Annotated in this window: 21 protein-coding genes and 1 tRNA gene; 10 read left to right on the top strand and 12 right to left on the bottom strand. The window is 63.9% G+C overall.

All coding sequences use genetic code 11. From position 1 onward, the window contains the following. Positions 1-132 precede the first annotated feature (132 nt). Positions 133-1,575 carry a SulP family inorganic anion transporter gene (locus NJ69_RS09295; protein ID WP_039578355.1) on the top strand — a complete coding sequence of 481 codons (1,443 nt, stop codon included), beginning with the start codon at positions 133-135 and terminating at the stop codon, positions 1,573-1,575. Between the two features lie 21 nt (positions 1,576-1,596). On the opposite strand, the gene NJ69_RS09290 is transcribed toward NJ69_RS09295, so the two are convergent. Next, positions 1,597-2,025: a hypothetical protein gene (locus NJ69_RS09290; protein WP_039578352.1), complete on the bottom strand. Its 429-nt coding sequence runs from the start codon at positions 2,023-2,025 to the stop codon at positions 1,597-1,599. 156 nt (positions 2,026-2,181) lie between these two features. Here NJ69_RS09290 and NJ69_RS09285 point away from each other — a divergent pair, with 156 nt between their 5' ends. After that, the gene (locus NJ69_RS09285) at positions 2,182-2,484 is read left to right on the top strand and encodes a hypothetical protein (RefSeq protein ID WP_039578349.1); all 303 of its coding nucleotides are present in this window, start codon (positions 2,182-2,184) and stop codon (positions 2,482-2,484) included. Between the two features lie 3 nt (positions 2,485-2,487). Here NJ69_RS09285 and NJ69_RS09280 read toward each other — a convergent pair whose 3' ends face one another. Both NJ69_RS09280 and gcvA read right to left on the bottom strand, forming a co-directional pair. After that, complete coding sequence (locus NJ69_RS09280; protein ID WP_039578346.1) at positions 2,488-3,738, bottom strand: 2-aminoadipate transaminase; 1,251 nt, start codon at positions 3,736-3,738, stop codon at positions 2,488-2,490. Between the two features lie 125 nt (positions 3,739-3,863). Further along, on the bottom strand, positions 3,864-4,760 hold the full coding sequence (gcvA, locus tag NJ69_RS09275; RefSeq protein ID WP_039578343.1) for a transcriptional regulator GcvA: 897 nt from the start codon (positions 4,758-4,760) through the stop codon (positions 3,864-3,866). Positions 4,761-5,116: 356 nt separating this feature from the next. Here gcvA and NJ69_RS09270 point away from each other — a divergent pair, with 356 nt between their 5' ends. After that, positions 5,117-6,247 (top strand): HPP family protein, encoded by a 1,131-nt coding sequence (locus NJ69_RS09270; RefSeq protein WP_039578341.1) that lies wholly within the window; start codon positions 5,117-5,119, stop codon positions 6,245-6,247. Here NJ69_RS09270 and NJ69_RS09265 read toward each other — a convergent pair. Then, on the bottom strand, positions 6,220-7,509 hold the full coding sequence (locus tag NJ69_RS09265) for a leucine-rich repeat-containing protein kinase family protein (RefSeq protein ID WP_039578338.1): 1,290 nt from the start codon (positions 7,507-7,509) through the stop codon (positions 6,220-6,222). The two genes, NJ69_RS09270 and NJ69_RS09265, sit on opposite strands and share 28 nt — an antisense overlap. Positions 7,510-7,668: 159 nt before the next feature. On the opposite strand from NJ69_RS09265, the gene NJ69_RS09260 reads away from it, so the two are divergent. Beyond that, positions 7,669-9,558 carry a propionyl-CoA synthetase gene (locus NJ69_RS09260; RefSeq protein WP_039578335.1) on the top strand — a complete coding sequence of 630 codons (1,890 nt, stop codon included), beginning with the start codon at positions 7,669-7,671 and terminating at the stop codon, positions 9,556-9,558. Positions 9,559-9,560: 2 nt separating this feature from the next. On the opposite strand, the gene zapE is transcribed toward NJ69_RS09260, so the two are convergent. Both zapE and NJ69_RS09250 read right to left on the bottom strand, forming a co-directional pair. Next, complete coding sequence (gene zapE / locus NJ69_RS09255; protein ID WP_039578333.1) at positions 9,561-10,634, bottom strand: cell division protein ZapE; 1,074 nt, start codon at positions 10,632-10,634, stop codon at positions 9,561-9,563. Positions 10,635-10,743: 109 nt separating this feature from the next. Then, entirely contained in the window at positions 10,744-10,986 is a 243-nt protein-coding gene (locus tag NJ69_RS09250) for a hypothetical protein (RefSeq protein WP_039578330.1), read from the bottom strand. A 288-nt stretch (positions 10,987-11,274) separates the two neighbouring features. On the opposite strand from NJ69_RS09250, the gene NJ69_RS09245 reads away from it, so the two are divergent. Further along, positions 11,275-11,349: transfer RNA gene (locus NJ69_RS09245), tRNA-Gln, on the top strand. Positions 11,350-11,449: 100 nt separating this feature from the next. Here NJ69_RS09245 and NJ69_RS09240 read toward each other — a convergent pair. From NJ69_RS09240 to NJ69_RS09220, 5 genes are all read right to left on the bottom strand, one after another. Further along, positions 11,450-13,834, bottom strand: a complete 2,385-nt coding sequence (locus tag NJ69_RS09240; RefSeq protein ID WP_039578327.1) for a response regulator — start codon at positions 13,832-13,834, stop codon at positions 11,450-11,452. 11 nt (positions 13,835-13,845) lie between these two features. Further along, positions 13,846-14,307 carry a response regulator gene (locus NJ69_RS09235; protein WP_029613330.1) on the bottom strand — a complete coding sequence of 154 codons (462 nt, stop codon included), beginning with the start codon at positions 14,305-14,307 and terminating at the stop codon, positions 13,846-13,848. Positions 14,308-14,330: 23 nt separating this feature from the next. Continuing rightward, on the bottom strand, positions 14,331-16,610 hold the full coding sequence (locus NJ69_RS09230; RefSeq protein WP_052192079.1) for an ATP-binding protein: 2,280 nt from the start codon (positions 16,608-16,610) through the stop codon (positions 14,331-14,333). A gap of 297 nt (positions 16,611-16,907) precedes the next feature. Continuing rightward, positions 16,908-18,056: a M14 family metallopeptidase gene (locus NJ69_RS09225; RefSeq protein WP_039578323.1), complete on the bottom strand. Its 1,149-nt coding sequence runs from the start codon at positions 18,054-18,056 to the stop codon at positions 16,908-16,910. A gap of 79 nt (positions 18,057-18,135) precedes the next feature. Further along, positions 18,136-18,651 carry a DUF4880 domain-containing protein gene (locus tag NJ69_RS09220; protein ID WP_029613329.1) on the bottom strand — a complete coding sequence of 172 codons (516 nt, stop codon included), beginning with the start codon at positions 18,649-18,651 and terminating at the stop codon, positions 18,136-18,138. Here NJ69_RS09220 and NJ69_RS09215 point away from each other — a divergent pair. From NJ69_RS09215 to NJ69_RS09195, 5 genes are all read left to right on the top strand, one after another. Then, positions 18,650-18,838, top strand: a complete 189-nt coding sequence (locus tag NJ69_RS09215; RefSeq protein ID WP_029613328.1) for a hypothetical protein — start codon at positions 18,650-18,652, stop codon at positions 18,836-18,838. The genes NJ69_RS09220 and NJ69_RS09215 overlap by 2 nt on opposite strands. Before the next feature lie 358 nt (positions 18,839-19,196). Continuing rightward, positions 19,197-19,712 (top strand): sigma-70 family RNA polymerase sigma factor, encoded by a 516-nt coding sequence (locus tag NJ69_RS09210; protein WP_039578320.1) that lies wholly within the window; start codon positions 19,197-19,199, stop codon positions 19,710-19,712. Continuing rightward, a complete protein-coding gene (locus NJ69_RS09205) occupies positions 19,709-20,656 on the top strand; it encodes a FecR domain-containing protein (RefSeq protein WP_039578317.1) in 948 nt (315 codons plus the stop codon). Before NJ69_RS09210 ends, NJ69_RS09205 begins: the two co-directional genes overlap by 4 nt. A 67-nt stretch (positions 20,657-20,723) precedes the next feature. Then, positions 20,724-23,120, top strand: a complete 2,397-nt coding sequence (locus tag NJ69_RS09200; RefSeq protein ID WP_039578316.1) for a TonB-dependent receptor — start codon at positions 20,724-20,726, stop codon at positions 23,118-23,120. Positions 23,121-23,238: 118 nt separating this feature from the next. Next, positions 23,239-23,742 carry a hypothetical protein gene (locus tag NJ69_RS09195; RefSeq protein ID WP_029613324.1) on the top strand — a complete coding sequence of 168 codons (504 nt, stop codon included), beginning with the start codon at positions 23,239-23,241 and terminating at the stop codon, positions 23,740-23,742. Positions 23,743-23,887: 145 nt separating this feature from the next. Here the strand turns inward: NJ69_RS09195 and NJ69_RS09190 are convergent, their stop codons facing one another. Beyond that, on the bottom strand, positions 23,888-24,091 hold the full coding sequence (locus tag NJ69_RS09190) for a cold shock domain-containing protein (protein WP_029613323.1): 204 nt from the start codon (positions 24,089-24,091) through the stop codon (positions 23,888-23,890). Positions 24,092-24,209 lie beyond the last annotated feature (118 nt).

Below are 24,209 nucleotides of genomic sequence, written 5' to 3'. Positions count from 1 at the left end.
AGCAAGGTCACCTGGACGGGAACCACGGTGGCCGCTGCCTGACAAATTCCGTAACATCGCGCCCCTTCCTTTCGTTCCTGCTCCAGTGAGGCCTTGTGGCTTGGCTCTGAGCAGACCTCTCACAGGATTGTCATGAAACCTGCTCGACTTCGCGCCGACGTGCTCGCCGGCCTGACCACCTCGTTCGCCCTGGTGCCGGAGTGCATTGCCTTCGCCTTGGTGGCGCACTTGAACCCGCTCATGGGCCTGTATGGCGCGTTCATCATCTGTACGCTGACCGCGTTGTTCGGCGGGCGTCCAGGCATGATCTCAGGCGCTGCCGGGTCGATGGCGGTGGTGATCGTCGCCCTGGTGGTGCAGCACGGTGCCCAGTACCTGTTGGCGACCGTACTGCTGGGCGGGGTGGTGATGATCCTGTTTGGCGTGTTGCGCCTGGGCAAGCTGGTGCGCCTGGTGCCGTATCCGGTCATGCTCGGTTTCGTCAACGGTCTGGCGATCGTCATCGCCATGGCCCAGCTCGAGCACTTCAAGGACGGCGAGCAGTGGCTCAACGGCCTGTCGCTGTACCTGATGGTCGCACTGGTGGCCTTGACCATGCTGGTGGTCTACCTGCTGCCGAAACTCACCCGCGCGGTGCCGCCAGCACTGGTGGCGATCCTCGGGGTGGGACTGCTGGTCTACCTGTTCGAACTGCCGACCCGCACCCTCGGCGACATGGCGCGCATCGCCGGTGGTCTGCCGCAACTGGCCTGGCCGGATGTGCCCTGGAGCCTGGAGACGCTGAAGATCATCGCGCCCTATGCCGTGCTGATGGCCATGGTGGGCCTGCTGGAAACCCTGCTGACCCTCAACCTTACCGACGAAATCACCGAGAGTCGTGGCTTTCCCGACCGAGAATGCGTGGCATTGGGCGCAGCCAACATGGTCTCGGGGCTGTGCGGCGGCATGGGCGGCTGCGCGATGATCGGTCAGACGGTGATCAACCTCAGTTCCAGCGGGCGCGGACGGCTCTCTGGTGTGGTGGCAGGGGTGATGATCCTATTGTTCGTGCTGTTCCTGTCGCCGCTGATCGAGCGAATTCCGCTGGCCGCGCTGGTGGGCGTGATGTTCGTGGTCGCCCAGCAGACCTTCGCCTGGGCCTCCCTGCGGGTGTTGCACAAGGTGCCGCTGAGCGACGTGCTGGCGATCGTCGCGGTGACGGTGGTGACGGTGCTTACCGACCTGGCCATGGCCGTGATGTTCGGTATCGTCATCGCGGCGATCAACTTCGCCTGGCAGCATGCCCGCGAGCTGTATGCCGACAGCCATGAGGATGGCGAAGGCGGCAAGCGCTACCAGGTGCACGGCACGCTGTTCTTCGCCTCGACCACGCCGTTTCTCAATCAGTTCGACCCCGCCCAGGATCCGGCCAACGTCACGCTGGACTGCAAGCACCTGAGCTTCGTCGACTATTCGGCGATCGCCGCCTTGCAGACCTTGCGCGAGCGTTATGCCAAGGCGGGCAAGCACCTGCGAGTGGTGCACTTGTCCGATCGCTGCAAGAAGCTGCTCAAGCGAGCGGGCGAGCAGCACTGAATGGGATAGGCTGCAGGCGCTTCAGTCGACCTGGGCCTGCAGCATCCAGGCACCTTCGACCTCGCGGGCCAGACCGCTGGCCGGCAGCAGGGCCAGCAGGCGCGCATGCAGGGCGGCGTCGGTGAAGGTGCGTACGGTGTCCAGGTCGAGCTGACCGGCCAGTGGCAGCTCATTCTTGGTGTACGACAGCCAAGCCTTCTTCAGCATCTGCAGTATGTCGCTGCCCGCGCTGTTGGCGAAGCGGCGGTGCACCGTCCGATCGTCGAAGGTGAAGGTGTGACGGTGACTGAAGCCGCTTTCGTCGCCGTTCAGTTCGAGGCAGCGATGGCAGCGGCAAGGGCCGTCAGCGAAGACGTTGCGCAGGTAGGCGTTGAAGTCCACGACAGGTTTGAGGGTCAAGCGTTTGTCGACCTCGAACAGGTCGGCGATCAGGGGTTGTTCGGCGCTCACGGAGTGTCCTCGTCTGGTGGGGCGTGCATCGCGGGGCACCCTAACAGATCGGGCCCTGCAGATCATCTCCCGCTTGGCCCGTCGGTTGGCTAGAGACAAGGGCGAGCGCCTGCCGTACTCTACGCGCCCCTTCACTCGCACCCCGAGGACTCGCGCTTGAGCACCCAGTATCCGTACATCGCCACCGTGACCATCAGCGCTGAAGATCGAGGCGGAGACGCCGAGGCTTCGGAGCATCCCGGCATGCGTGTCGGCCTGGAGGCAGTGACCGAAACCCTCAAGAAAGTGCATTTCGTCGGCACCCTGGCCGCACCCGAGAAGTCCGCCACGCACATCTGCGTCACGCTGGAGAACGGCCTAGTGTACTACGGCCCCATCGTCAACGGCCATGCCGAACTCGAAGGCGGCTGGATCGCGTTCGAATCGGACATGCTCACGCCGCAGGAACTGGGTCTTTAAGCCTCAGTCCAGTTCCGCCAGGCACTGTTCGAGAATCGTCAGGCCCTGTTCGAGCACGTGTGGCTCGATGGTCAGCGGGGCCAGCAGGCGAATGATGTGGCGGGCCTTGCCGCTGGGCATCAATAGCAAGCCGCGCGCCCTTGCGCGTTCCAGCACTTGGGCCAATTGCGCGGGCGCCGGACTGCCGTCCTGATTGACCAGTTCGACGCCGCGCATGGCACCGACGCCAGTCAGTCGTCCCAGGTACCGACACAGCCCGACCTGCTGCCAGCGTTGGTGGCGCTGCGCGATGGCCTGGGCCTGTCGTTCACCCCACGTGGCCAGGTTCGTGTCGCTCATCTGCTCCAAGCTGGCCAGTGCCGCCGCGCAGGCCATTGGATTGCCTGAGTAGGTGCCGCCCAGCCCGCCCTTGGGCAAGGCGCCGAGCAGTTCGCGGCGACCCACCACGGCGCCCAGTGGCATGCCGCCGGCGATGCTCTTGGCCAGCAACAGCAGATCCGGCTCTATGCCTAGGCGAGGGAAGTCGAAGCGCTGTCCGGTGCGGCCGAATCCCGACTGGATCTCGTCGGCGATCAGCAGGATGCCATGGCTGTCGCACAGCCGGCGCAGGGCCTGGGCGAACGCTGGGTCGAGGGAGAGAAAGCCGCCTTCGCCCTGAACGGGTTCGAAGATGAATGCCGCCACGTCTTCGACGGCAATTTCCACGCTGAACAGGCGCTCCAGCGCAGCGAGCGCCTGGTCACAGGTGACGCCGGTATCGGCGCTAGGATAAGGCAGGTGGTAGACGGGGCCGGGCAGCTCGCCGACTCGCTGCTTGTAGGGCGCCACTTTGCCGTTCAGGTTCAGGGTGGCCAGGGTGCGACCATGGAAGCCGCCGTCGAAGGCAATCACCGCGCGTTTGCCGGTCGCGCCGCGGGCGACCTTCAAAGCGTTCTCGGCCGCCTCGGCACCGCTGTTGGTGAGCATGCCGGCCAGCGGATAGCTGAGTGGAACGAACGTACTCAAGCGTTCCATCAACGCCAGGTACGGGGCATGGGGCGCGGCGTTGAACGCGTAATGGGTCAGGCGGGCAGCCTGGGCCTGGATCGCTTCGACCACCGCCGGATTGCAGTGACCCAGGTTGAGCACGCCGATTCCGCCGACGAAATCGATGTAGCGCTTGCCGTCGGTATCCCACACTTCGGCGTTGCGGCCGTGAGAGAGGGTGATGGGGTGAACGATGGCGATGGACTGGCTGATACTGTCCTGATTCATGGGCACGCGTAACCTTGTTCGAATGTCGCGTTATCCAAGCGTGACGGGCCACGCCGGGCAAACGAATTATTCGATTGGGGTCATTCCCTCAATTCCTGACCCCGATGATGTGTGGTTCGCGGCGGTCAAGCCCCTGCTGCCACGCGCTCCTGAATCCACGCCACGAAGGCCCTGACCTTGGGCACTTCGGCAGCGTGTTCGGCATGGGCCATGAAGTGTCGGCCGTTGCTGGGCAGCGGATGATCCCAAGGCACCACCAGCTTGCCTTCTTGCAGTTCTTCGGCCACCAGGTAACGCGGAATCAGCGCGATGCCGCAGCCGGCGATGGCGGCGCGGATGCACAGGTAGAAGGTGTCGAAGCGCGGGCCGTGATAGCTGTTCTGACTCTCCAGGCCCAGACCCAGGAACCATTCGTGCCAGGCCTCCGGGCGTGAGGCGCATTGCAGCAGACGGTGCTCGGTCAGTGACTGGGCGCTGTCGAAGCGGTGACTGTGCAGCAGCGTTGGGGCGCACACCGGCACCACTTCCTCGCTGAACAGCTCCAGACAGGTCGCGCCCGGCCAGGTGCCCTGGCCGAAGAAAAACGCGATGTCAGCCTTGGCCTGCACCAGATCGAACGGCTCCAGTTCGTTGCGCACATCCAGGTGAATGCGTGGGTAGCGTTCGCCGAAGCCTTTGAGGTGCGGTACCAGCCAGCGCGCGCCAAAGGTGGGTTGGGTGGCGATGCGTAGCACCTCGGTCTCGTCGCCGTAGCTGAGGATGTAGCGGCTGGACATGTCGATCTGGGTGAGGATCTTGTTCACTTCGGTGAGGTACAGCGCCCCGGCGGGCGTCAGGTGCAGGCGCCGGCGGATGCGCTGGAACAGCGGGTGACAGAGCATGTCCTCGAGCTGCGCCACCTGCTTGCTCACCGCGCTCTGGGTGAGGTGAAGCTCCTGTGCCGCGCGGGTGAAACTCAGGTGGCGGGCTGCCGCTTCAAAGCACTGCAGGGCGGTGGTGGAGGGCATCAGGCGTTTGGACATGACGGGCATTTCCAGTGGGGTGAGGTGAAGTTCATTCCGAGGTGGAATCAAGTGCGTCGAAAACCGCGTTTGTCGGCGGGCGTCACTCAAGTAATACTGACGTCGATCAAGGATTACAACTCATTGTCGTGAAAGGGAAAACTCAGGCGTGCTGGACCGATCGATTCAGCCCTTGCTTGGCGATAGGAAGCTCCGAGCATTAACAGATCAAAAAAACTGTGGCCCTGGCTCACGTTTTTGCGGTGGTCGTGCTGCATGCCAAGCGGCAGAATGGCCCACCTTCGAATCTGCGGCCGGCTTACGCTCGTTGGCTGGGCGCGCTCCCTTGCTTAACCCTCAGGAACCTGTTCGCGCCCATGTCTGTCCCGCCTGCTGAACGTCGTCTGCGTCACCTGTTGCCAGCGTCCTTGAACATTCCGCCCGGCCAGTGGCTGCGCGCTGGCGTCGGCGCACTGGTGGCGCTGTTCCTGGCCGGCTGGCTGTGCAGCCTGGCATACGGCCCCTCTATCGCCCTGCACCTGCTGGGGCCACTGGCGGCTTCGGCAGTACTGGTGTTCGCTGTGCACTCCGGCCCCTTGGCCCAGCCATGGCCAGTGTTAGGCAGTTATGCCGTGGCTGCGCTGCTTGGGCTACTGCTGCGCGAGGCCCTGGGCGGGCAATTGTGGGTTGCCGCACTGGCGCTGGGCGTGTCGCTGCTATTGATGTGCCCGCTGCGCTGTCTGCATCCGCCGGGGGGCGGGGTGGCCGTCAGTGCGGTGCTGGCCGATCCGGGGTTGGTGTCACTGGGCGATCATCTGCTCGAGCCGGTGATGCTCAACGCCGTGATCCTGGTGATCGTGGCCGTGCTTTACAACCGTCTGACCGGCGTGCGCTATCCCAGAGCTGCGGCGCCGCTCAAAGACCTGCATCACACCCATGATCCGGCGCCTGCCGAGCGCGTCGGTATCAGCCGGGCCGATCTTGATCAGGCCCTGGAAGACCTCGGCGAGTTCGTCGACGTCACCCCTGATGAGCTCGAACGCATCATCCGGGCCACCGAACAGCGCGCGTTGCGGCGTACGGTCGGCGGCTTCACCGCGGCCTCGGTCATGTCGCGGGACGTGCAGGTCGCAGCGCCCGAGACCACGCTGGAGCAGGCATGCGCATTGATGGCTCAGCATCATTTGAAGACGCTGCCTGTGCGCGAAGGCGATCAGGTGGTAGGCGTGGTCGAGCTGGGCGATCTGCTGTCAGCGGTCATGGCGCGTGGACGCCTGGGTTGGCGCGGGATGTTCGGTCGCCGGCCGCTACGCGTGGCTCAAGTGATGAGCCAGCGGCTTGTCAGCGTCGGCAGCGACCATCCGCTGGAAGGCTTGCTGCCCCTGCTCAGCGAGCACGGCGTTCACTGTCTGCTGGTGCTCGATGAGCACAGGCTAGCCGGGGTCATCACCCAGACCGACTTGATCGCCGGGCTCAGGCGTCATCTGCTCAGCCATTGCACGAGCTGAGCAAAGCCTGGCCGAGCGCTGACATCGGCCTGTTGGCAGCGCTGCGCCAGGCTGCGCAGCGATGTGTCGTCCTGGTCGCAGCCGTCGAGCAATTCTTCGATCAGAATACCGAAGGCCCGTACTTCGAGCCGCTCGACGGCTGCCGTTTCGGTGTCCGTGCTAGGCGGATGGAACGAGGCGGCGCCGAAGTCGCCGAGCAGGCAATCACCTTCGGTGTCGCAGAGGATGTTGTGGGCGTACAGGTCGCCGTGGTTGATCCCACGCGCATGCAGGTGCGCAGATACCGAGGCGATGCCGGCGAGCAGACGGCGCGCGGCGGGTAGCGCCAGTCGCCGCGCGTCGGGATAGCTGTCGCGGGTGCAACTGCCCAGGCTCGGAGGGCCTGCGAGATTGAACCAGTTGGGGTCGATCAACTGCATCACCAGCGCTGGGCGTTGCAGTGGATGATCGTCGATGCGCCCGATCACTCGCACCAACTGACGATGATCGCCTGCGGCCAGGCAGGCAATCATTTCGGCCAGCGGCGAGCCGTCGCTGGTGATTTCGCCTTTGTAGAGCTTCACCGCGACCGGGTCTGGATGCGCATGCCGATGGGCCAGGTGGATCAGGCCTGAGGCGCCGCGCCCGAGCTCCTTGCCTAATGCGATGTGTGCCCAGTGGATGCGCGGGCAGCTCGCCTGCACCGCCGGTGCGCGCAGTGCTTGAGGCAGCGGGTTGTCGGCGTAGGCCAGCCAAGCCAGACGGGGCATGCGCAGCAGCCAGTCGGGCAGGGCGGTGAGGCGGTTGCTGGCGATGCGCAGCAGCTCCAGTCGTTCGCAGCGCGCCAGGCTATCGGGCAGGGCGGTCAGGCGGTTGCCGGCCAGCATGAGTTTCTGCAGTTGCGAGCAGTCGCCCAATGCCTCGGGAAGGCGTTCCAGCCGGTTATCAGTCAGCACCAGCGCGCGCAGGCTGGCGGGCAAGGCGTGTGCGTCGAGCTGGTGGATACGGTTGCTCTTGAAGCCCACCGTCTCCAGGCGCTCGCAGCGACCGACAGCGCGGGGCACGTGCTCGAAACGGTTTTCCGAGCAGAACAGTACCCTCAGCCGAGTCAGCCGGTGCAAGTCCTCGGGCAGGTCGTGCAGGGCGTTGCCGGTGAGGTTGAGGACTTCGAGGGTGTCGGCCAGTGCGAAGATTTCCCGGGGGAATTCGCTCAGGCCCTGGCACAGGTCCAGGCGGGTAAGGCCGTGAAGGCGGCCGGCTTTGAGGTCTTCGAGGCTGTGCATGCGGGGCGTCTATGAGGCGTTGGACGGCCATTCTAGTGCCCGACCGGGGCATTGCAAATCTGCACAAGGGTTGCGAGCCAAGTCCGATTGCGCCTCGGCCGCGGCGGGCCATACTCAAGGCTGGCCCTTCGATAACAACAAGTAACGGGTTGCGAACCAATGACCTATCAGCACAGCTATGCCCAGTCCATTGCCGACCCCGCCCGCTTCTGGCAGGCCCAGGCCGATTCGCTCGCCTGGTACCGCACGCCCAGCGTCACCTTGCAAACCAATGCCGACGGCACTCAGCGCTGGTTCGCCGACGGCCGCTTGAACAGCAGCTATCTGGCGTTGGATCGACAGATCGAGTTGGGACGCGGCGAGCAGGTGGCGTTGATCTACGACTCGCCCGTGACGGGTGTCACCCAGCGCTTCACATACTCCCAGTTGCGCGATGAGGTGGCGCGTCTGGCAGGACTGCTGTGTGAGCTGGGGGTGGGCAAAGGCGATGGCGTGATCATCTACATGCCCATGGTGCCGCAGGCGGCCATGGCCATGCTCGCCTGCGCGCGGATCGGTGCGGTGCATTCAGTGGTGTTCGGCGGGTTCGCCGCCAATGAACTGGCCCTGCGCATCGATGATGCACGTCCAGCGCTGGTGCTCACCGCCTCCTGCGGCCTGGAGTTCGATCGGGTGATCGAATACAAGCCGCTGGTCGATCGGGCCTTGCTGCTGGCCCGGCATCAACCTCGGCACGTGGTGGTGTTGCAGCGACCTCAGGCCACGGCCGCGCTTGAGCCTGGTCGCGACCTTGATTGGGAGGCAGCCGTCGCTGGCGCGCAATCGGTAGCACCGGTGGTGCTGGACGCCGGTGATCCGCTGTACATCATGTACACCTCCGGCACCACCGGAAAACCCAAAGGCATCGTGCGCGAGAACGGCGGCAATGCGGTCGCGCTGTGCTACGCCATGCGCCATGTCTACGGCATGCAGGCGGGCGATGTGTGGTGGGGCATTTCCGATGTCGGCTGGGTGGTCGGGCATTCGCTGATCGTCTATGGCCCGCTGATGTGCGGGTGCACCACGGTGCTGTACGAAGGGAAGCCGATTCGCACGCCGGACGCGGCGGCCTATTGGCGGATTGTCGAACAGTACCGGGTCAATGGGCTGTTCTGCGCGCCCACGGCCATGCGCGCGATCCGCAAGGAGGACCCGCACGGCGAGGGGGTCCGCAGTCACGACCTGAGTTCGCTGCGCCAGCTGTTCCTGGCTGGGGAGAAACTCGACTCGGCTACGCATGAGTGGCTCGAGGGGGTCACGGGCAAGCCGGTGCACGATCACTGGTGGCAGACCGAGACGGGCTGGCCGGTGACCGCGCCCTGCGTAGGCCTGGAAGGCAGTGCAGCGCGCCCGGGGTCGAGCAATCGTGCGGTGCCGGGCTACCACGTGCAGGTGCTGGACGACGAAGGACGCCCCGTGGCGGCGAACCAGCAAGGCGCCATCGTCATCGCCCTGCCGTTGCCGCCAGGCTGCAGTCAGACGTTATGGGGCGACCATTCGCGCTACGTGCAGGCATACCTGCAGCGCTACCCCGGCTATTACCACACCGGTGATGGCGGTTATCTGGACGACGAGGGTTTCGTCTACATCATGGGTCGCACCGATGACGTGATCAACGTCTCCGGCCATCGCTTGTCCACCGGTGAGATGGAGGATCTGGTGGCGCAGCATCCAGCCGTCGCCGAGTGTGCCGTGATTGGCGTGCACGACGAGATCAAAGGGCAGGTGCCGCTGGCACTGGTGGTGCTCAAGGACGGGCAGGGCATCGGTGAGCAGCAGGTCCAGGCCGAACTGGTGGCCAGCGTACGCGAGCAGATCGGTGCGTTGGCGTGCTTCCAGCGCGTGCGTGTGGTCAAGCGCCTGCCCAAGACCCGCTCGGGCAAGATCCTGCGGGCTGTGTTGCGCAAGATCGCCGATGGCCAGGACTACGTGCCACCGTCGACGCTGGACGATGTGGCGGTGCTGGGTGAAATCGAACAGGTGCTGGCGGGTTTGCCTCGGGCGGGATGAGTCTAGGTGAGTGGGCCGGTCTGCTGCAATTGACCCAGGCGGCTGCGGGTGCGCATCAGGTCGGCGATCGCGCCGCCCAGGCTTTGGTCGAGGCTGTGCTTGGCCAGCACCTGCAGGCGCTTGTCCTGGTCGTACAAGACATCGATCAGGTTGATGAAACGCTGCTGTGCGGCGAGCGAACAGTTCGACAGATCGTCCAGTCCGTCGATGATCCAGTCATCGAAACGCTCAGCCAGGGCCAGGTAGTCGATCACCGCCGTAGGCTGCTCGCACAAATCGTCGAAGGCGAACATCACCTGTCGGTCTTGGCTATACAGGGCGCGCAGCGGACGCCGGTTGACCTCCAGGAGCTGCGGCTGCACCTCGGGCAGTGCCAGGGCCTGGCGCTGCGCAGCTTCAGCAGGCCAGACGAATCGCCCCTGGGTGAAGCGCTGCTGCTGGCGGTTGGCCGGCAATGTGCGAAAGTCGGTATCGCCGCCCACTTCCAGCACCTGCATGCGCGCGTTGATCAAGCGAATCACCGGCTCGAAGCGTTGATGGTACAGCGGGTTTGGCAGCAAGCCTTCCGGCGCGTAGTTGGAGGTGAGCAGCAGGAACACGCCGCGCTCGAACAGAGCGCCGAATAGCCGGGTGAGCAGCATTGCGTCGCCGATATCGTGGACGTGGAATTCATCGAAGCACAGCACCTGGCACTCGCCCAGCAGCGCGTTGAGGGTGGCCGCGAGGGCGTCGGGCTGGCTGCGGTGCTCATGCATGCCTTGGTGCAGCCGAGCGAAGAAATCGTGGAAATGCAGGCGCTTCTTGGCCGCGACAGGCACCGCTTGATAGAAGCCATCGAGGAGCCAGCTCTTGCCGCGGCCTACCGAACCATGCAGGTAGAGGCTGCGAGCCTTGCCGTGGGGCAGTGCGGCAAGCTCAGTGGCCATGCAGTCGATGACCTGGCGTTGGCTATCGTTTAGACGATAACCGCGAGCCTGGGCCAAAGACGTGAAGTGCGAGATCAGGGTCCGATCGGTATCGGATGTTTGCGGGCGCTGAGCCAGTTGACGCAGCGCAGTGGGCATCCAGGCAGGCAATGTGACGGCTCCAAGAGGCGGGTGCAGACGCAGCTTGCGCGAGCCTGCGTCGTTTGACCAGTCGCAAATGGGCGTGGGACCTATCGCATGACGGGATGACACGCTTCGTTCAGGCTTTACGTTCCAACTGACGCTCGATCATGAACTTGATGCTCAGGCGGCGCTCCTTGAGACGGCGCAGATCGTCGTCCTCGAAGTTGCCGGCCGAAATGGCTTCGGCGGCCAGCACCTGGTTGTCGATGTCCGTGTAGTCGTCAAGCAGACGGTCGAGGTCTTTGTCATGCTGGCGGCGTTGCTGAACGATTTCGCGTGGGTAGTGCAGGTCCTGATACAGATCGTGTGAGACTGGCATGGCGCTGTCCTTGTGGTGCGCAAGTGGGGTTAATTGCTTGGAATCAGCGGCGACCATTGTGTTGAAGCGAAGCGGTAAAAAAGCGACGGATGGTTGTGTAAACGATTGCTGAGTCAGGCGCAGACGCTGGGAGGGTCGACAAAATGCACGTCGTGCGCTTGTCTGACCAGTAACTTGCTGTTTTCCGACAATTTTTTTTACGCTGGGGCTTCCCAGAGACAAATTTTGTTGGTAAAGTTCGGCCCATTCCAGCACAGCAGCACTCGCAGCTGTCAGTGAATTCTCTACAGGGGCGTCGCCAAGCGGTAAGGCAGCAGGTTTTGATCCTGCCATGCGTTGGTTCGAATCCAGCCGCCCCTGCCATTTCCTTCCAGATTTAAAGTTCTCCAGCCGAAGCTTCGGTCTGGGGATTTTTCGTTTCCGCTCGAAAAGCCTGACGCGCCGAAGCGCGCCGTCTCATGCTTCAGCCGTTTGCCAGCAATTCGTTCAAGGCGCGTGTCAGTTCCTCGGCTTGCACAGGCTTTTGCATCACCAGGCTGCCGGGCAGTTCGAGACCCTCCAGTTCAGCGTAGCCGGTGAGAAAAACCACGGGTAACTGTGGGTAGCGCTCACGCGCGGCCGCGGCCAACTGCGCGCCATTGAATTCGGGCATGGCAAAGTCGGTCAGCAGCAGGTCGATCTGTTCATCGAGCAGTGCCAGGGCCTGCTCGCCACTGTGCGCCTGACGCACTTGGTAGCCGTACAGACGCAGCACATCGCCGAGCATGTCGCGCACCAGATGATCGTCGTCCACCAGCAGGACCACGCGGTCATGACCGTTGAACGAACTGGTCTGGGGTGTACCAGTGGTTTGTGGCTCGCTCGTCTCGATCTGCTTGACCGCTGGCAGATACACACTGACCCGCGTGCCGACCTCGGGCGTGGTCTCGATGCGCACGCCACCCCCGGACTGCTTGGCGAAGCCGAACACCTGGGCCAGGCCCAGTCCGGAGCCCTTGCCGATGTCCTTGGTGGTGAAGAAGGGTTCGAATACCCGTGCCACCACGTCCTCGCTCATGCCGCAACCCGTATCGCGGATCGACAGCATCACGTAATCGCCTGGCTCGGGATCTTCGGGACGCTGCGCGCGGCTCTCGACCCGCGTGTTGCGCGTCGTCAGGGTCAGCTGACCACCGGCCGGCATGGCATCGCGGGCGTTGATTGCCAGGTTCAGGATGATCATCTCGGTCTGGGTCGGGTCGGTCATCGCCTGCCACAGGCTGTCGTCCAGATCCAGCCGCACCGAGATGTTGCCGCCCAAGGTACGGCGCAGCAATTCCTCGAGGCCGCCCAGCGTGCGGTTCATGTTCAGCGGCACGGGCTCGAGACGTTGGCGGCGGGAGAAGGACAGCAACTGCGAGGTGAGCTTGGCACCCCGCTCACCGGCTTCGCGCACGTGTTTCAGGCGGCTGCGCGCCTTCTCCAAGTCGCCTTTGTTCAGGTCGCGCTCGACGAAACTGGCGCCTGTGAGGATCACCGTCAGCAAGTTGTTGAAGTCGTGCGCCACGCCAGCGGTCAGTTGGCCGACGGCCTCCAGGCGTTGCATCTGCTGCAGCGCCGCCTCGATACGCTCGCGTTCGAGAATCTGGTCGCGCAGGCGACTGTTGGCTTCGGCCAGGCCGAGGGCAGACTCGCGCTCGCTGGTGATATCGCGGGCCACCACATAGAGCAGGGTATCTTCGGGTACCACGACCCAGGACAGCCAGCGTTGCTGGCCGCCCGCGTGCTGGATCCGGCCGACGAAACGGGCGCTGGTGCGGCCGTGGGCGAGGGCGGCGAGTTCTTCCAGGAAAGCCTCTTGTTCGTGCTCGGGCAGCAGGTGCAGCAGCGAGGTCTGACTCAGGCGTTCGCGGCTGATGCCCAGCACGGCCTCCCAGGCCGGGTTCAGCGCCACCGGTGTGAGGTCTTTATTGAGTACCGCGAGCAAGTCCTGCGACAGTTCCCAGGCGCGGTCGCGTTCGCGGGTGCGTCGCTCCACGCGCTCGCCGAGCATTTCGTTGAGTTGCTTGAGCGCTTGGGTGGCCTGGCGCTGTGTGTGGATGTCCTGTAGCACGCCGGAGAAGCGCACGCAGCGACCGTCGACGAATTGCGTCTGCCCGGTGGACAGCAGCCAATGAGGCTCGGGCCTGCCGGGGGCAATGCTGCGAAACTCGGCGCGGTAGTGACCATCGCTGTCAGGCTGCATCGATTGCATGACGGCCTGCTTTACGAAGGCCACGTCCTCGGGGTGGATGCCGGCGTAGAAGGTCTCCAGGCTCATCTCGGTGTCGATGGGCAAGCCGAACAAAGCCTTGCAGCGGTCGTCCCACAGCAGCAGGTCGTCAGCGGGGCGGTAGTCCCAGGTGCCCATGCCGGCGGCGTCGATGGCGATGCGCGCGCGGGCCTCGACATCGGCCAGCGCTTCCTCGGCACGGCGTCTGCGCTGACGCTCCTGGACTTCGGCCAGCGCCCGTCGCACAGCCTTGGGCAGCAACGGCAGGTTCTTCTTGAGCACGTAGTCGGTGGCGCCAAGGCGGATCATCTCCACCGCGTGTTCTTCGCCATAGATGCCGGACAGGAAGATGAAAGGCACGTCCGGCGCCAGGTGCTGGGCGATGGCCAGTACGTCGGTGCCGGAAGACCCGGGCAACACGCAATCGCAGAGGATCAGGTCAAAGTTGCCCTCGCGCAGGGCTTTTTCGACCCCAGCGTGATCGAATACCACCTGCGCCTTGACATGAAAACCGCTGCGCTCCAAGCGCATCAAGCTCAGCTCGGCATCCATGGAGCTGTCTTCGACCATCAGCAGGTTCAATGCGGTGGGCTGCATCAAGGACGCCTTCAGTTGCTGCTGCGGCGATTCAGACGCAGCGAGCCGGGTGGGGGTTCGTTGAGTACGGCCCAGAAAATCCCCAGGTCGGAGATGGCGGCGACGAACTCCTTGAATTCCACCGGCTTGACCACATAGGCGTTGACGCCGAGTTCATAAGCACGCAGCAGATCGGGCTCCTCGCGCGAGGAGGTCAGCATCACCGTGGGGATGCTGCGCAGTTCTGGCGTATCGCGCACTTCCTTGAGCACTTCAAGTCCGTCGACCTTCGGCAATTTCAGGTCCAAAAGCATGACGGCAGGGTTGCCGTCGTCGCGGTCGGCATAGGCGTTGCGGCGTAGCAGATAATCGAGGGCGTCTGCGCCATCGCGCAGCACGATGACTTCGTTGGCCAACTGGCTGCGTTCCAGGGCCAGGAGGGTCAGCTCCAGGTCACGGGGGTTGTCTTCGACCAGCAAGATCGGTTTGAGCATGATGTGTCAGGTTACCTCAGGTGTTAACGGATGACGGGCAGGGCGAAATGGAAGGTGGCGCCCTTGTCGACTTCCCCCTCGGCCCAGACTCGACCGTCGTGCCGCTCGATGATGCGGCGCACGCTGGCCAGCCCGATGCCGGTCCCTTCGAAGTCCTCCATGCGGTGCAGGCGCTGGAACACTCCGAACAGTTTGCTGGCGTAGGTCATGTCGAAACCCACGCCGTTGTCGCGTACGAACACCTCGACCGTTTCGGGGTGCTGGAGCGCGCCGATCTCGATCCGCGCCGGCTGCCGTCCGCGTGTGTATTTGATTGCGTTACCGATCAGATTCTGCAGGACCAGATTGATGAACGCCGGGTCGGCGATCACTTTGGGCAAGCGCTCGACGTGCCATTCGATCTCGCGGTCGGCGTAGTCCGGGGCCGACTCCTGGAGAATGTTCTCCACCAGGGCATTGAGATCGACATCCGACAAGCGCAATGCCGAGCGCCCCATTTGCGAGAAATTGAGCAGGTTGTCCACCAGCGAGCCGGCGAAGTGCGCGGCCTCGCCAATGTGCTTGAGGAAGCGCTGGCCGCGTTCGGACAGGCCTTGGCCCTCGACTTCGCCGAGCAGCTCGGAGTAGCCGGCAATGTGCCGCAGCGGTGCACGTAGGTCATGCGAGACACTGTAGGAGAAGGCTTCGAGCTCCTTGTTCGAGCGCTGCAGCTCCCCGCTCAGTTGCGCCATTTCCTCGGCCTTGCGCAGCACGATGCCCAGCACTGCGGTGCGCAGTTCGCCCGCGCCGTCGATCACCAAAGCATCCCATGGGGCGCTGAAGCCGCGTACCACTTCATGCCAGGCGTCGAAGCTGTGGCGCGGGCTGAGACTACCTTGAACGCTGATTTCCTTGAGTGGTCGGCCGGCCCAATCGACGGTGCGCACCTGCTCTGGACGGAACCACAGCAGGTAATGCGAGTGAATCTGCGAAATCGCGACGGCGAGCAGGCCGCCGGCGTACTTCGTCAGTTCTGGCACCTCGGCGATATCGCGACCCAGGTTGTCGCTACTGAAAACGGCATCGTCGCCACGGCGCGACAACCATTGCACCAGCTCGTTGATCACCGCCTCGCTGGGCGTGCTGCCGATCAGCTCGCACCGTTCGGCACTGATGATGGCCGCGCCCGTGGCGTCGGCGAAGTCCAGGAATACCTCGGGCAGGCTCAGCAGGCCGTCGCTGACGCTGTCATAGTCGGCCATGGCCGAGAGCATGTGGACGATACGCTGGCGCAGGTCGAGCAGGGTGCGCGTGGCGCTGTGCGCCTCGTGCGCTTCGAGTTGCAGCGAGAGCACGCTGCTCAGCAACTCGCAGGCCGCGCGGGTGCGGAAGTCCACCGCGCGCGGCTGCTCATGATGGCAGGAGATCAGGCCCCAGAGCTGACCTTCGACCACGATCGACAGCGACATCGAGGCCAGCGTCCCCATGTTTCGCATGTATTGAAGATGAACGGGGGAGACGCTGCGCAGCGCGGCGAAACTCATGTCCAGGGGTTTGCCTGTGCGCGGGTTGAGCGTCGGCAGCAGGGGCGAGGGCGTGTAGTTGGCATCTTCGATCAGGCGAATGCGGTTGATGCGGTACAGCTCGCGAGCCTGGCGTGGAATGTCCGAGGCTGGGAAACAAAGGCCTTGATAGCGCGGGTAGCCAGCGTCTGCCACTTCGGCGAGCACCTGGCCATTGCCCTCGGCATCGAATCGGTAGGCTTTGACCCGTCCGAAGCCGGTGATGCGCTTGACCTGCTGCACCGACTGCTGCAGCAGTTCCTCGATACTGCTGGCCTGCTGAAGACTGCTGACGAACGCGCGCACCAAGGGGTAGTAGTCGTCTTGATCGCCTTGACCGGCGGACGGCATGCAGGGCTCGAATTCAGCGATCAGCACCTGATCATGGCGATGCACCAACAGGCGCAGACAATCGGTCCAGGGGGCGCCATCATGCAGTTTCACGTCGCCGATGTGGAAGGGAAAGATCTCGTCGACGGGTAGGCGTTCGAGTTGGCGACGGGCATCGAAACCGGCCTCCATCAGCGTAGGCAGGGTCTTGCCAATCAAGTCGGTGGCGGTACTGCCGAGCCATTGGCTGGCATTTTCGCTGATCTGGAGAATGCGCAGATCCTGCTCGTCGAGCACCAGCATGAAGCCGTGGGAACGGATGCTGCCAGGGATCTGGATGGGTTCCTGGGCGCAACGTTCAACGGCTTGATCGAAGGCATTTTCAGCGGTGGTCAAGGAAACTCTCCCGTCATGGCCACACAGGGCGGCCATAGGCGTCTGCGCAACAAGGTGTGTGCTATGCAAGGTATCAGAAAGTGACGGTTTTCGCCGGGAACATGGCCATTTGAGAGTAAGAATTAGGGTAGGTTCTGCTTCACGGCGAAATTTGTATAGCTTTCCCGTGACGCTGTGTCGAGATCACGTCGCGTCTGTGGCGGTGTGCGTTCAACTAATAACGCGGGCGCGAAGACGGCCAGCCCGTTGTTCGATCACAACGCCTACTGCCGACTCCGCCCACCACGTTCTACCGGGACAGCTCGATTCTTGATGTCCAGCGAAGAGACTGGCTCAACGCAGAACCGCGATCATCTGCTCCAGCGTCTGCAACACGGCACCGGCCAGGGCCGCCGAGCGGGCGCCCGACCAGCCGGTGCGTGGGTCAGGGTTGTCATCGTGATCCTTGAACGGCATCTCCAAGGTCAGCGCCAGGCAATCGTGGGCCTGGCCCACCGCATTGCAGGCCAGGGTCATGTTGGCCTGGCCAGGTTGGTCGCGGGTGTAGCCGTGAGTGGTCTGGAAGTCGAGTGTCAGGCTACACAGCGTGGTGCGGAACTGATCCTCGAGTGCGGCGATGCGCGGCGTATAACCGGGGTTGCCTTCGCAAGCGGCGGTGAACACGTGAGGGATCTCCTCGTCGCCGTGCACGTCGATGAAGGCGTCGACGCCGTGCAGCTTCATCTGGCTCTGGGCGAAGAACACTTCCGGGCTGAGTTCGACGCTGGCGTCCTGCCACGCACGGTTGAGGTCCTTGCCTTTGAAGTTGGTGCGCAGATGGCCGTGGAACGCGCCATCCGGGTTCATGTTGGGGATCAGGTACAGGTCGGCGGCAGCGAGCAGGCGCTGAAGGCTGGGATCCTTGGATTCCAGGCGTTCGATCACGCCTTCCATGAACCATTCGGCCATATGCTCGCCCGGATGCTGCTGGGCGATCAGCCACAGCTTGCGCCGGGTACCCGTCCCCGAGCTGGCGCGCAGCAAGGGAATATCGCGACCTTGCACGCTGCGCCCGCTGGCCAGCAACTCGACGCCGTCGATCTTGAGGACGCGTTCGATCAACTGGTTGTGGCGAGCGCGAGGGTAGGGCTCGAAGTAGGCGAACCAGGCGATGGGCTGTTCGGCGTCCAAGCTGAAGGTCAGGGCTGTGCCGTCGAAGGTGCTGGGGATGCGAAACCAGTGCTGTTGGTCGTAGGAGCCCACCGCGTGATAACCCTCCCAGGCATTGGGATAGGACGAGCCATGGGCATTGTCGAGGCTGAAACTGTGGCGCTGCCCTGGCGTCAGCCCGCTGGCCTTGAAGTGGAACCATTGATAATGGCCGCTGTGGGTGTCGGGGCGAATAGCCAGGTGCACCTGATGCGGGTCGTTGGCATCCAGGACATGGATGTTGCCGGAATCGAAGTCGCAGTCGATCTGCAGGGGGGACAGCGTCACGGTCATTGCCAGGCTCCTATGGCGTTGTTGTGACGCTACTGTACACCCACGAGCGGTTCGGGGCAGGCGCGGGGCAGGTTCGATCTCAGGCCAGGAGTCCGAGCGCCAGTGCGGCAGCAACACCCAGTACCAGCGCGACAGAGCAGCCGCCTAGGGAGAACGCGGCACGCCCGTGGCGGTACCAGCCGTCTGCGCCTAGGTGTCTGGCTGGGGCCAACAGTGCACGCCAGCGCAGTTCGGTCTGACGGAACGCGTGCAGGTGCTGTGGCGAGGCGTCCAGCCAGCGGCGGAAGTCGATGCGCTCGCACGTCGTGACCTGTGGACTCTGCAAGCGCACATACCAGCGTCCGGCGACACCCGCCAATTGATCGCCTCGCGGGCGAGCACTGTCCAGGGCCTGGAGCAGGTGACGTTCGACCGCCGCCAGGGGTAGGTCCAGGCGCTGGGCGATGTCGGCGATACCGAGCTGATCGAGTCGGCTGAGCAGGAAAATCTGCTGCACTCGGCGTGGCAAGCGTGCGAGGTGCTGTAGCAGCGCATTTTCGGTCGCGCACTGGGGGACATGCGGATCGTGCTCGAAGGGCAACAACAGGCGGCTCATGGACGGCTCCTTGCGCGGGGAGGGAACGAAGGGGGGCATCTTCCCTGATGCGCGGCTCAGCTTAATCTTAACGATATTGATTCTCAAGTGCTGTTTGCGCAAATTGCTGCGCCACGCATTCACCGATTGCTATGCCTTTGATATCATCGCGGCCATTCAAAGCGGTAACCCTTCTTCATTAGCCTGAAGAGCCAAAAAAAAGACCCGGCAAAAAGCCGGGTCAAAAACCGTGATTAGCCTGATGAGGAGATAATCTGAGCGTCCGACCTGAGGACTCCAGGTTATCCAGCCAGTCTCTCGACCGGCTGAGTGCAATAATAATGGTTATCATTTGCAGGTCAAGTGATATTTCGTCTCATCAGAAAATAATTCTGTTTCAGCGCTGCCTTTGGTGCATGCCCGGTGCACTACAGCGCGTCATGCACGACCAATCCCCTCCAAACACGGTTATCAAGCCGCCCATTGCAGCGGTGCGCTTGGCGCGCCCATGAGAACTAATTAGAATCACTCGCATTCGTACCCCGTTCTCTTCAGTGTGTCTTCGAATGTCCGAGCCTGCCGCGGCGCCCGATTCCAGCTTCGACACCCTTTACCGTGACCATCGCAGTTGGCTGCAAGGCTGGCTGCAACGGCGGCTGGGCGATACCTGGGCCGCAGCGGATCTGACCCACGACACCTTTCTGCGCGTGCTGGCGGCGCAGCAGACCAGCGCCTTGTCGAGCTTGAGGGAGCCGCGCGCCTACCTACTCACGGTGGGGCGTCGCCTGCTGGTCAATCATTACAAGCGGCGCAGCCTGGAGCAGGCGTACCTGCAGGCCTTGGCCAACCTCCCGCAGGCCTTGGCGCCATCGCCTGAGCAGCGCTGGCTGCTGCTCGAAACCCTGCAGGCGCTGGATGAGTTGCTCGACGGCCTGCCCAGTGCCGTACGCCGCGCCTTTCTCTGGTCGCAATTGGAAGGGCTGGATTACGCCGACATCGCTCAGCGCCTGGCGGTGTCCGAGCGCACGGTCAAGCGCTACATGGCCAAGGCTTACGAACACTGCCTGCTGGCGGACCTGTGACCAGCCCTGGCCGCGGCGATGCCCGCCAGTTGGCCCGCGAGGCTGCGCAATGGTTGGCCTTGCAGGACGCCGGCCCGCTGGATGCCGATCAAGCGCGTGCGCTCCAACAGTGGCGCGCGCGCAGTGACGCCCATGAGGCGCTGTGGCAGAAGGCGCAAACCCTCAGGCAACGCTTCGCTCAGGTACCGGCGTCTGTGGCGGTAGCCTGTCTGGACCGCCCCGATCCTGAGCGTCGGCGGGTGATGCGGCAGATGTTGGGCGTCGCCGTGCTGGCGCCGATCGCCTGGGCCGGCTACCGCCAGTTGCCCCTGTCGAGCTGGCGTGCCGACCTGCGCACGGCCACCGGCGAGCGGCGGGCAGTGGCGTTGGCCGATGGCACCCGCCTGCAGTTGAACACCGCCAGTGCGGTGAACCTGGACTTCGCCGAGGGGCATCATCGGCTGCAACTGGTGCAGGGTGAAATCAGCCTGGACTCGCCCGGGCAGCTCTGGGTACAGACGCGCGACGGTGTATTGCAGGCCGAGGCCGCCAGCCTCTGCGTGCGCGAGCAGACTCAAGGCTGCCTGGTGTCGGTCAGCCGGGGGCGGGTGAGCCTGCAACCGCTGGCCGGACCGAGGCTGCAGCTGCAGGCCGGGCAACGGGCGACCCTTGCGCCTGCCGCCGTGACCGGCGTGCAAGCATTCGATGCGCAACTGCCCGGCTGGCAACAGGGCCTGCTGATCGTCGACGACCGGCCGCTGGGGGAACTGCTGCGTGAACTGGACCGCTATCGCCCAGGGGTGTTGCGTTGGGACTCGGCCGTGGAACGCCTGCCGGTGACCGGCACCTTCCAGCTCGACGACACCGACCGCATCCTCGCACTGTTGGCCGCGAGCCTGCCTGTTCAGGTGCATTACCGTACCCGCTACTGGGTCTCGCTGACGCCAGGCAAGAAAATCGCCTGAGCGCTGTCCCCTTTTACTCACTCGCTTGTCATCACGGGTATCCACCCCTGAGCAGAGAACCTTGCGGATGTCCCGTTCCCCCTCGTTACGCCCTTTGTCCACGCAGTTGCTGCGTGCCGGTCTGCTGCTTGCGCTGGGGCTGCCTGCCAGTGCCTGGGCGGAGGAATCGCCACGGCGCAGCTTCCAGGTCGGCGGCGGCAGTCTCGGCGCAGTGCTGACCCGTTTTGCCGGTCAAGCCGGCGTCAGCCTGTCGGTCGACCCTGCACTGGTAGCCGGACGCAGCAGCTTGGGCCTTGAGGGCGAGTACGCTGTGGAAGAGGGCTTTGCCGCCTTGTTGCGCGGCTCCGGGCTGACGCTGGTGCCGGCCGGTCCAGGCAGCTATACCCTGGTACATCAGATCGAGCCGGTCGAGGGTGTGCAGGTACTGCCCGAGACCACCGTGCACGGCCAGGGACTGGGCATGGTCGACGACAGCTACGCCGGCGGCCAGGTGTCGCGGCGCAGCACCTTGGGCATGCTGGGCGAGCGCGACTACATGGAGACGCCGCTGAGCGTCACCTCCTACACCAGCGAACTGCTGCAGAACCAACAGGCCCGCACCCTGGCCGACGCCGTGGCCAACGACCCTTCGGTGCGCAGCACCAACCCGGCCGGCGGGCGTTTCGAGCAATTCTCCGTGCGCGGCTTCAGCCTCTACAACAGCGATGTCGCTTACGGCGGTTTGTATGGCGTGCTGCCGACCTATTCGATCGACATGGAAATGATCGAGCGGGTCGATATCCTCAAAGGCCCTGGCGCGCTGCTCGGCGGTCTGGCGCCCAACGGCAGCATCGGTGGCGGGGTCAACATCGAGCCCAAGCGCGCGGGCGACACCCCGCTGACCGAGTTCACCGCGTTGTACGCAAGCCCAGGGCAGGGCGGCGGGCACCTGGACATCGGGCGTCGTTTCGGCGAAGGACAGCGCTTCGGCGTGCGCCTGAACGCGCTGCGACAGGCCGGCGACACTGAATGGGATCACCAGCGCATCGAGCGTGAGGCCACGGTGCTGGGCGTGGACATGCAGGGCGATCGCACGCGGCTGTCCCTGGACCTCGGCCATCAGCAGCGCGATGTAGATGCACCGATGGAGCGCGTAGGCTTGGCCGCCGGGCTCAAGGTGCCGGATGCCAAGGACGTGCACCACAACTTCGCCCAGCCATGGAGCTATTCGCGGGCCAAGGACACCTTCGGCGTGGTGCGCGGCGAATATGACCTGAGCGACAACTGGATGCTGCATGGCGCCCTCGGCGCCCGCAAAGGCGACTACGATTTCATGCGCCACGCCGTGCAGGTGGTCAATTCGGCCGGGCGTTTCACCGTCAGTCCGCGCGCCTTCCAACGTGAAGAGGACGTGGTCACCGGCACTGTCGGCGTGCGCGGCTGGTTCGACACCGGGCCGGTCGGCCACACGCTGAATGTCAGCCTCAACCGTTTCGACCTGACCTTCGACAACAACGGCGCGCGCTATGCCAGCGGCATCAGCAACCTGTACCAGCCGGTCGCCTTGCCCGAGCCCGGCGCGCCGCTGGCGCTGGACAGTCCGGTGCACACCCACACCGTGCTGTCGAGCCTGGCCCTGGCCGACACCCTCAGTTTTGTCGACGACACCGTATTGCTGACCCTGGGCGCACGCTTGCAGCGTGTGGAGGTGGACAGTTCCGAACCCGGCGAGCCCGACCAGCGCTACGACGAGCACGCGACTTCGCCGGCGGTAGGCCTGGTATGGCGCAGCACGGATCAGCTATCGCTGTACTTCAACTACATGGAAGGCTTGACCCAGGGCCAGACGGCCCCGGAGACGGCGAACAACGCGGGTAAAGTGTTCGCACCTTATCGCAGCAAGCAATTGGAGGTGGGCGCCAAGTACGACATGGGGCGTTTCAGTACTACTGTCAGCCTGTTCCGCATCGACAAGCCGTCGTACTACACCGATGCGCAGAACAACCTCAGCGCCGACGGTGAGCAGCGCAACCAGGGCCTGGAGATCAGCCTGTTCGGCGAGCCGCTGGAGCGTGTGCGTGTGCTGGGTGGCGCGATGTTCCTCGACGCCGAGCAGACCCGTACCGCCAACGGCCGCAACGATGGCAACCGGGCCATCGGCGCGCCGGTGGTCAACGCCAACCTGGGTGTGGAATGGGACCTGCCCGCTGTCGATGGTCTGACCCTCAGTGCCCGGGTGATCCATACCGGAAATCAGTACCTGGATGCCGCCAACCGGCAGAAAATCGATGCCTGGCAGCGCTACGACCTGGGCGCGCGCTACGCCCTCAAGCTGGGCGACAAAGACCTCACGCTGCGCGCCAGCATCGAGAACATACTGGACAAGACCTACTGGGCTTCGGCCAACGTGCCCGATGGCACCGCCACCGGCCTGACCCTGTCGGCACCGCGCACCTGGCTGCTGTCGGCGACGATGGGCTTCTGACCCGGGTAGGGCTTCTCGCCGAAGTCGGTCAGACCTGTCTCTGTGGCGCCGAGTACCGCACCGCGCGGCCCTCGGCGCCTATGCTTGGGCCTTCATGCGCACTGAGAGGAGACTTGCGATGGACGCACGCCACATGCTGATGGGGGTTGCCTTGGGCCTGAGCGCGCTGGTGCAGGCCGAGGATGGCCCCGCCTCGCACATCAGCGTCAAGGTCGGCAAACCGACTTTCGTTCACCAGCTCAGGTACGAGGTGATGTACAGCGAGAAGCCCTTCGAGCTGGCGACCATCTATTACTACGACAATGGCGTCTACAAGATCGTCTCGCCCGGCGAGGATCATTACGGCGTGTACCTGGTCATGGGCTCGATGACCGAACCTTCCTATGCCATCAGCTACCTGTCCCTGCCCTCGGACGACTGGGGTGGCAACGTGGCGCGGCATGACCTGCGGTTCGATGCGCGGCGCCAGGTGTTCGAGCAGCAGGCGCTGAGCTTCCAGGACCAGAACATCCCTGCGCAATCCGGCACATTCGTCCAATCCACCCATGATCAGGCTGATCCGACGCGCATCGTCTGGCAACAGCCATCCGCCCAGCCCGGGACGAACAGTGCCAAGCCGTAGACAGAAGATTGGAAGTCGCCACGGTGACGCGAACTGCCTGTCGAGCGTGATCGCAGTATCTGTCGCGGTCATGCACGGGCAGGCAGCGCGCGGTGGTCGGGCAGGTCCATAGTGCTCAACACAAGCCTTCAGGGTGCTGAAGGGGTTACTTGAGTTTGACGTTGGTGGCGTGATGCTTATCGCCTTTTTTGATCACCTCGAACGATACTTCGTCGCCATTCTTCAAATCCAGCGAACCCACGGCCTCGGATGGGAGGACGACATCGTCCTCATCGATCTCGTAGTCGAGGAAGCCTGCTTTCAGCTTGGTGTTGAACATCTTCACCTTTGCAACTTTTGCCTCGCTCATTATTCAGCTCCTTGTCGAGAAATGCCGGAGTGGCACTAGAACCCTAGCGACCCCGCTTATGTTCGACTACTGGCATTTCTGTCAGGTGCCGGCTGCGCGGACGGCGCAACAGCCGGCG

It is taken from the genome of Pseudomonas parafulva (assembly GCF_000800255.1).
Taxonomy (GTDB): Bacteria; Pseudomonadota; Gammaproteobacteria; order Pseudomonadales; family Pseudomonadaceae; genus Aquipseudomonas; species Aquipseudomonas boreofloridensis.
This window is presented reverse-complemented; position numbering and strand designations above follow the sequence as displayed.